Below are 7,259 nucleotides of genomic sequence, written 5' to 3'. Positions count from 1 at the left end.
CGACGTTCGTGGTTAGCGGTTGCCGGCGTAAAGCCGGTTGGCGCAGGCGATGAACGCCGACAGCGCGGACTGCGTCGGGTCGTGCGCGCAGCCCATCGCCCACTCGGCGCGACACCCGTCGGTGCCCTGGATGAACGTGGCGGTGGTGTCGTCGCGGTGCAGTTGATGGAACTTAAGCATCTCGACCGCGACGCCGTGCTGATGCAGCATCGCGGTCAGCGCGGCGACCGGCCCCGTCGCGGTGGCCGTGGCGGTTTCGATGCGATCGCCGAGCGCGAGGGTGGCCTGGAATGTCCGCGGCCCCAGCCGGGTGGCCGATCGGGCGTCGTCGGCGCAGTGCCACCGGCCGAGTCGCAGCGGTCCGACGCTCGGCGCGTAGGTGGCGGTGAAGACGCTCCACGACATGGAGCCGGCGTCTTCCCGAAGCCCGCGCGGCAGCGGCATGCCGTCGAACAGGATCGTCGACGGTTCGGATGAAGCGAAGGTGATAGACATGTGCCGGTCTTCTCTGACTCTGTTGGAGTGACCGACGGGTAGTAGCTTTCGACCCACAGCGGGGGGTCGGTCTGGATCAGACCCCGCTGCGGGTGCTGGCTACTACGAGAAGATGACGCACGTCGTCAAGGTTAGCCGCTGGTGGGCAACCGGTGCAACATGATTTACAGCCACCAGGATGCGGCGGCATCCAGGTGGCGCCGGATGCGGTGCCGGGCCAGGCTGTCGTCGCCCTGGCCGATCGCCTCGACGATTCGCAGGTGGGCGAATCTGACATCGGCGAGGTCGGCCTGGCTCGGGGACGGCTGGTCGGTGCTGGCCCAATACCGACGGAACACCTCGACGAGAATTTGCAGGAACAACTCCAAGACGGCGTTGCCAGCCAGCTTGGCCAGCCCGGCGTGGAACAGGAACTCTTCGGCGCCCACCTCGGCGGGATCGTCGGCGGCTTGTTCGATCAGCAGGCGTTGGCTGTCGAGGAAGGCGCGCACTTCGGGCGCGTCGTGGCGTGCGACGACTTTGGTGACGTTGTCGATCTCGATGGCGTCGCGAACCAGGGTCAGATCCTCGCGGCGCGGTCGACGATATTGCAGAAACAGCGCGATGGTGTCAATGCTGGCCTGCGCCTGCGGTTCTGCCACCACCAGCCCACCGCCGGGCCCCCGCCGGGTGGTGACGACGGCGTGATACTCCAAGAGCCGCACGGCCTCTCGAAGCACGGCGCGGCTGACCTGATAGCGCTCCACCAACGCGACCTCGGTGCCGAACACCTCCCCTACCTGCCAGCCGCTGCCGGCGATGTCGTCGCGAATGGCAGCGGCCAGCACCTCGGCGAGTTTGCGCTGCGGCGCTTCGGGATTGGCGGTTCGGCGTGGACGTGGGTCGCGGTGATGGTGATCGTGCAGCCATGTGGCCACCGACTTTGCGTGTCGTTCGCTCAGTGTGATCGCGCGGGCGACATCGCCGGCAGTGACGGCGGCCACGATCGCCGAATGGTCGCGACGACAGAGCTCGAACGCTTCGACGGCATCGCCGGCGGAATCGAGTTGCAAGTCTTCGGCATAGCGGGCGGTGAGCCGCATCAGGATGTCGATAAGCAATTGCAGCACCGGGTTTTTGGACTGCTCGGCCAGCGCGGTGTGGAACTCGTCGGTCGACGGTTGTCGATCCTGCTCGGCATCCAGCACCGCCCGCAGCCGGCCGATGCCCGCTTCGTCGATCTGCCGCGCGGCACGCGATGCGGCCAGCGGCTCCAGCAGCAGACGGGCGTCGAGCAGGTCATCGATCGTGATACCCAGATATTCCAGGTAGATGATGATCGCGTGGGTGGCCGGTGCTGCGTCCGGCTCGCAGATCAACAGGCCGCCGTTCGGGCCGCGACGCATCCGCGCCACCTGATGATGCTCGACGAGCCGAACCGCTTCCCGCAACACCGACCGGCTGACCTGGTAGCGCTCCTGCAGTGCCTGCTCCGAGCCGAGCAACTCCCCGATCGGCCAGCCCCGACGAACGATGTCGCCTTCGATGCGGCGGGCTATTTGCGAAGCCCGCTTGTCCGACTTCTCCTCCACTCTCAGTTGCGCTCTCACACAGTGACACTCAACACGTCAGCAGCAAGCATCCGGCGATCGGCCCACCTCCGACCGCGGCCACGGCGACCTCCGGCCGACGGCAGACCTGCCGCTCCCCGGCCTCGCCGCGCAACTGCAGACACGCTTCGTGCAACAGCCAATAACCGTGCATACGTCCGGCCGACAGCTGGCCGCCGTAGGTGTTCAACGGCAGCGCGCCGTCCAGCGCGATGCGTTCGGCGCCGTCGACGAACGGGCCGGCTTCGCCGTCACCGCAGATGCCGAGGGCTTCCAGCCAGGCGAAGGCGAGGAAGGTGAACCCGTCGTAGAGTTCCGCGAGATCTAGATCGGCGGGCGTCAGATCGGTCCGGGACCACATCTGAGCCGCCGCATCGACCGACGCCATCTTCGGGTAGTCCGCGCGGTGAAACCAGCCGCCCGCGCCGTTACTGCCGCCGACCGCTTCGACTTTCACGGCCCGGTGCGGACACTCCTTGGCGTAGCCGGCGGCCGACACCACCAACGCGACCGATCCATCGATCGGAATGTCGCAATCCAATAACCCGAACGGTGCCGAAACCGGCCTAGCACCCAGATAGTCCGCCATCGTTATCGGATCCCGTAAGACCGCAAGGGGATTCAGCGCGGCGTTGCGTCTGCTGTTGATCGCCAACCAGCCCAGCTGCTCTTTGGTGGTCCCGTAGAGCTCCATGTGGCGACGACAGTGCAGCGCCAGCCAATTCGCCGCGGAATATGCCTGGGCGGCAACGAGATCGCCGACATCATCCATCGGGCCGACGACTGGTGGCGTCTCGCCCTCCGGCGTGTCGAACATCTTCGCCATCGGGGAGACGGGTGCGTTCTCGTCCTGGTTGGGCAGGATCGTGCCGCCGAGCATTTGGATGGTCCGGTAGATGAGCACATGCCGCGCACGACCTTCAGAGACCGCACGGCACGCCGAGATCACCGGGTTCATCAGGCCGCCGGTGCTGAACCCCGTCCCGCTGTCGGACGCCTCGATGCCCAACGCGGCGTTGACCTCAGCGACGGGCGTGTCACCCAAGGTGGCGATGCCGTCGATGTCAGTTGCGGCCAAACCGGCATCCTGGATCGCGGTGCGGACCGCTTCCATCGTCAGGTCGAACCCCGGAATGCCGGTGCGACGGCCGATTCGGGAGATGCCGATACCCGAAATGATCGCGTCTTTTTCGAAATAGCTCATCTACGCCGTCCGTTAGACCAACCCCATTGCACACCAGCCCAAGGCAATTGAGTGTACTGTATTGGCGGTGCCACCCGAGGCGACGTCCCAGCTGCTCATCGAACACTGTGACAGCTGCGGGCGCTGGGTCCACCCCGCTGCCGGCACCTGCCACGACTGCGGCCGACCGCTGCACGCCAAGCCGGTATTGGGGCGAGGCTCGGTGTTCACCTACACGGTCAACTACCACGCGTTCAACCCCGAAATCGAGACGCCCTACGTCATCGCGCTGGTGGAGCTCGCCGAGCAGCAGGGTCTGCGAATAGCCGCGAATATCGTTGACTGCGAACCCGATTCGATCACATGCGGCATGGCTGTCGAGGCGTTGCCAGAACCCGGACTGGGTGGTGCGCCGCGCTTTGCCCCCGTCGGCTGATCGGCGTGAATTTCTGCGAGCGTAACGCCACGGCGATTTTCGGGGCCGGATCTCACAACGGCGTTACGCTCGGCGCCCCAACGGTCTACCGGCCCGGCCGGCCTAGTTGATCAGCGGGTCGCGCGGCATCCCGAGGATTCGCTCAGCGATTTGATTACGCGTCACCTCCGACGTGCCGCCGGCGATCGCCATGGCCCGAGCGCTCATCACCAACCGGCCTGCCAGCGCACCGTCGCCGTCGTACAAGGCGGTCTCGGGGCCCGCCAGCGCGGCCGAGATCGCGCCGCCTTCGACCATGTGGTCGGCCAGTTTCAGCTTGGTGACGTTGCCTTCCGGCCCGGGGCCCGCGCCCTCGACACTGCGGGCGACGCGGCGCAGGTTCAGTAGCCGCAGGGCATTCTCCTCGGCCAGGTAGGTGCCCACCCGAGTTCGCCCGCCCGCCAACCGATCCGGGTGAGCATTCACCTGCTGCACCAGTTGTGCGGCCAAGCCCGCGTAGAAGGATCCGCTGCCACCGATGCTGACCCGCTCGTTGCCCAGCGTGGCCCGCGCCACCGTCCAGCCGGTGTTGGGCTCCCCGACGACGTCCTCGTCGGGCACAAACAGGTCGTTGAAGAACACCTCGTTGAAGTCCGATCCACCGGTGATCTGACGCAGCGGCCGCACCTCGACCTCCGGGGCGTTCATGTCCACGATCACCGTGGTGATGCCGGCGTGCTTGGGCGCGTCCGGGTCGGTGCGCACGGTGGCCAGGCCGCGTGCACAGTAGTGCGCCCCGCTGGTCCACACCTTCTGCCCGTTGATCTTCCAGCCGCCGTCCACCCGGGTGGCCTTGGTCCTGATCGACGCGGCGTCGGATCCGGCTTCGGGCTCGGAGAACAGCTGGCACCAGATCTCGTCCTTGCGCAGCGCCTTTTCGACGAATCGTTCAATTTGCCAGGGTGTTCCGTGCTGGACCAGCGTCAGGATCACCCACGCGGTGATGCCGTAGTCGGTCCGCTTGATACCCGCCGCGCGGAATTCCTCTGCGATGACCAACTGCTCCACCGCATCGGCGGCCAGTCCCCACGGCTTGGGCCAGTGCGGCATCACGTAGCCGGTTTCGATCAGCTTCTCGCGCTGCGCCTGCTTTTCCAGCCCGGCGAACTCGGCGACGTCGGCGCGAATCCGGCTCCGCATCTGCTCGGCCTCGGGCGGCAGGTCCAGGCTGTTCTCCCGGGTGACGCCGGCGGCGGTGCGCTCGAACACGTCGTGCGCGGGCACGTCACCGCCGAACAACGCGGTGGTCACCAGCGCCCGGCGCAGGTGCAGATGCGCGTCGTGTTCCCAGGTGAACCCGATGCCACCGTGCACTTGAATGTTGAGTTCCGCGTTGCGCGCGTACGCCGGAAACGCCAGTGTCGCAGCCGAAGCGGCGGCGAGCTGGAACTGTGCTTCGTCTTCGGAGGCGGCCCGCGATGCGTCCCACACCGCGGCGATACCCGACTCCGAGGCGACCAGCATGTTGGCACAGTGGTGCTTGATCGCCTGGAAGGTGGCGATGGTGCGGCCGAACTGCTGACGTACCTTGGCGTACTCGACCGCGGAGTCGACGCAGTCGGCCGCTCCCCCGACCGCCTCGGCCGCCAGCAGCGTCCGGGCGCGCGCCAGCGCGGAGTCGTGTGCCCCGCGCAGAATGTCGTCGTCACCGACGCGGACCTTCTCCAACCGGACACGTCCGGAGCGCCGGGTCGGGTCCAGGTTCTCGGGCACCTCGACCGAGACGCCGTCGCGGTGGCGTTCGAGCAGCAGCACGTCGTCCCCGGCCGCGATCAACAGCAGGTCGCCCAGTCCGGCGCCCAGCACGACGCCGGCGTCGCCGTCGGCGACGCCGTTGCTGACGCTGACGCTGCCGCCAAGACCGATGCCCGCTGTGGTCGTTCCGTCGATCAGTCCCGGCAGCAGTCGCGACTTTTGTTGCACAGAGCCATCTTTGGCGATTACCGCCGACGTGATGACGGTCGGCACGAAAGGCCCGGGTGCAACCGCCCGACCCAGTTCTTCGATGACGACGACGAGCTCGGGCAACCCGTACCCCGAGCCGCCGTGTTCTTCGTCGATGTGCAGACCGAGCCAGCCGAGTTCGACGAGGGCCCGCCAGAAGGGCGGCAGCCCCTCCTCGGGCGCGTCCAGCAGCGCACGAGCCGCGGCGCGGGCCTTTTGCGACGTGAGGAACCCGCGGGCCACTTCGGCGAGTTCGCGATGGTCGTCGGTCAGTGCGATACCCATTGCAGGGCCTTCCTCTTGGACGCCGTTGGCCGGTCGGGAACCTCACGCCGGTCGGGAAAGAGTGTACTTAACTCCCAACCGGGTGGTCGGTCGGCCTGATGACGGTGCCGACCGTGACGCTGGTGTCACACTCGGCGCCCAACGTGACGCTGGCTTCACACTGGGTGACTGACGCGCGTCACTTGGGCGCGAACCGCTGACCGGCGTCCAGCCGCAGGCACTGACCGTTGAGCATCGGGTTGTCCACGATCGCCGCGACCAGTTTGGCGTACTCATCCGGGCGGCCCAGCCGCTTCGGGAACGCCGCGTCCTTGGTCAGAGCGGTGGCGTACTCCTCCGGGATGCCCTTGGTCAGCCCGGTCGCGAACAGGCTGGGCGCGATCGCCAGCACCCGGATGCCCAGCGAGCCGAGGTCACGCGCCATGGTCAGGCACATGCCGGCGATGCCGGCTTTGGCGGCGGTGTAGGCGACCTGCCCGATCTGGCCTTCGAATGCCGCGATCGATGCGGTGTTGATGATGACGCCGCGCTCCTCGTCTTCTGGCTCGTTCTGGCTCATATAGCTCGCGGCCAGCCGGCTGATGTTGAACGACGCGATCAGGTTGAGATCAATGACGGACCGGAAGGACTCGAGGTCGTGCGGACCCGATTTCGACATCGTGCGCTTGGCGATGCCGCCGCCGGCGGTGGTCACCGTGACGTGCAGACCCCCGAGCCTTTCGACCGCGGCCTCGAGGGTTTCCTCGGTGGCGGCGAAGTCGGTGACGTCGACCGGGTAGAAGTCTCCGCCGATGCCGGCAGCGACCTGCTTGCCGTCCGAGCCCTCGCGGTCGAACACCGCGACGCTGGCCCCACGGGCGTGCAGCAACTCGGCGCTGGCGCGGCCCATGCCCGAGGCCCCGCCGATCACAATGACTTTTTTGCCGTTGATTTCCATCGCTACCTCCTTGTACGGGCCGACCGGCCTCAGCATTAGCTGCACGTTATCGCGAGGGGACGTGACGGTTTCGGCCAGGTGTGTAAAGGTGAGCGCTGCCGCTGATCGGCTCGCGACGGCCTCGTTTGAACCCGGGCGGCTTGGCGCCGCGAAGGGCCCAGAGCGGGCGGATCGCCGAGTAGCTCAGCAGCGACGTCAGCAGCCTTCGCCGAGCCAGCGGGCGATCTCGGTCGCGGCCTCCCCGTAGAACACCCGGTAGACCTGCTCGGCGACGTAGCCGATATGCGGGGTGGCGACGACATTGTCGAGCGACCGCAGCGGATGACCCGCCGGCAGCGGCTCGAGGTCGAA

Annotated in this window: 6 protein-coding genes; 1 reads left to right on the top strand and 5 read right to left on the bottom strand. The window is 67.1% G+C overall.

Features of this window, described 5'->3' with window-relative positions:
• Positions 1-12 precede the first annotated feature (12 nt).
• From AC2VOU_RS12515 to AC2VOU_RS12505, 3 genes are all read right to left on the bottom strand, one after another.
• On the bottom strand, positions 13-495 hold the full coding sequence (locus AC2VOU_RS12515; protein WP_486957669.1) for a homocitrate synthase: 483 nt from the start codon (positions 493-495) through the stop codon (positions 13-15).
• A 164-nt stretch (positions 496-659) separates the two neighbouring features.
• A complete protein-coding gene (locus AC2VOU_RS12510) occupies positions 660-2,084 on the bottom strand; it encodes a FadR/GntR family transcriptional regulator (RefSeq protein ID WP_486957668.1) in 1,425 nt (474 codons plus the stop codon).
• A 10-nt stretch (positions 2,085-2,094) separates the two neighbouring features.
• Positions 2,095-3,288: a thiolase family protein gene (locus tag AC2VOU_RS12505; protein WP_486957667.1), complete on the bottom strand. Its 1,194-nt coding sequence runs from the start codon at positions 3,286-3,288 to the stop codon at positions 2,095-2,097.
• 67 nt (positions 3,289-3,355) lie between these two features.
• Here AC2VOU_RS12505 and AC2VOU_RS12500 point away from each other — a divergent pair, with 67 nt between their 5' ends.
• The gene (locus AC2VOU_RS12500) at positions 3,356-3,703 is read left to right on the top strand and encodes a Zn-ribbon domain-containing OB-fold protein (RefSeq protein ID WP_486957666.1); all 348 of its coding nucleotides are present in this window, start codon (positions 3,356-3,358) and stop codon (positions 3,701-3,703) included.
• A gap of 102 nt (positions 3,704-3,805) precedes the next feature.
• Here the strand turns inward: AC2VOU_RS12500 and AC2VOU_RS12495 are convergent, their stop codons facing one another.
• Positions 3,806-5,971, bottom strand: a complete 2,166-nt coding sequence (locus AC2VOU_RS12495; protein ID WP_486957665.1) for an acyl-CoA dehydrogenase family protein — start codon at positions 5,969-5,971, stop codon at positions 3,806-3,808.
• 178 nt (positions 5,972-6,149) lie between these two features.
• Entirely contained in the window at positions 6,150-6,908 is a 759-nt protein-coding gene (locus tag AC2VOU_RS12490) for an SDR family NAD(P)-dependent oxidoreductase (RefSeq protein ID WP_486957670.1), read from the bottom strand.
• Positions 6,909-7,259: the final 351 nt, after the last annotated feature.

This window comes from Mycobacterium sp. TH-M25 (genome assembly GCF_057473665.1).
The sequence above is the reverse complement of the archived record's forward strand: the minus strand, read 5'-3'. Positions and strand labels throughout refer to the sequence as shown.

Bases quoted from the DNA above. Each gene is read 5' to 3' on its own strand.
- AC2VOU_RS12515 (WP_486957669.1), bottom strand. From the start codon at position 495: ATGTCTATCACCTTCGCTTCATCCGAACCGTCGACGATCCTGTTCGAC.
- AC2VOU_RS12505 (WP_486957667.1), bottom strand. From the start codon at position 3,288: ATGAGCTATTTCGAAAAAGACGCGATCATTTCGGGTATCGGCATCTCC.
- AC2VOU_RS12495 (WP_486957665.1), bottom strand. From the start codon at position 5,971: ATGGGTATCGCACTGACCGACGACCATCGCGAACTCGCCGAAGTGGCC.
- AC2VOU_RS12490 (WP_486957670.1), bottom strand. From the start codon at position 6,908: ATGGAAATCAACGGCAAAAAAGTCATTGTGATCGGCGGGGCCTCGGGC.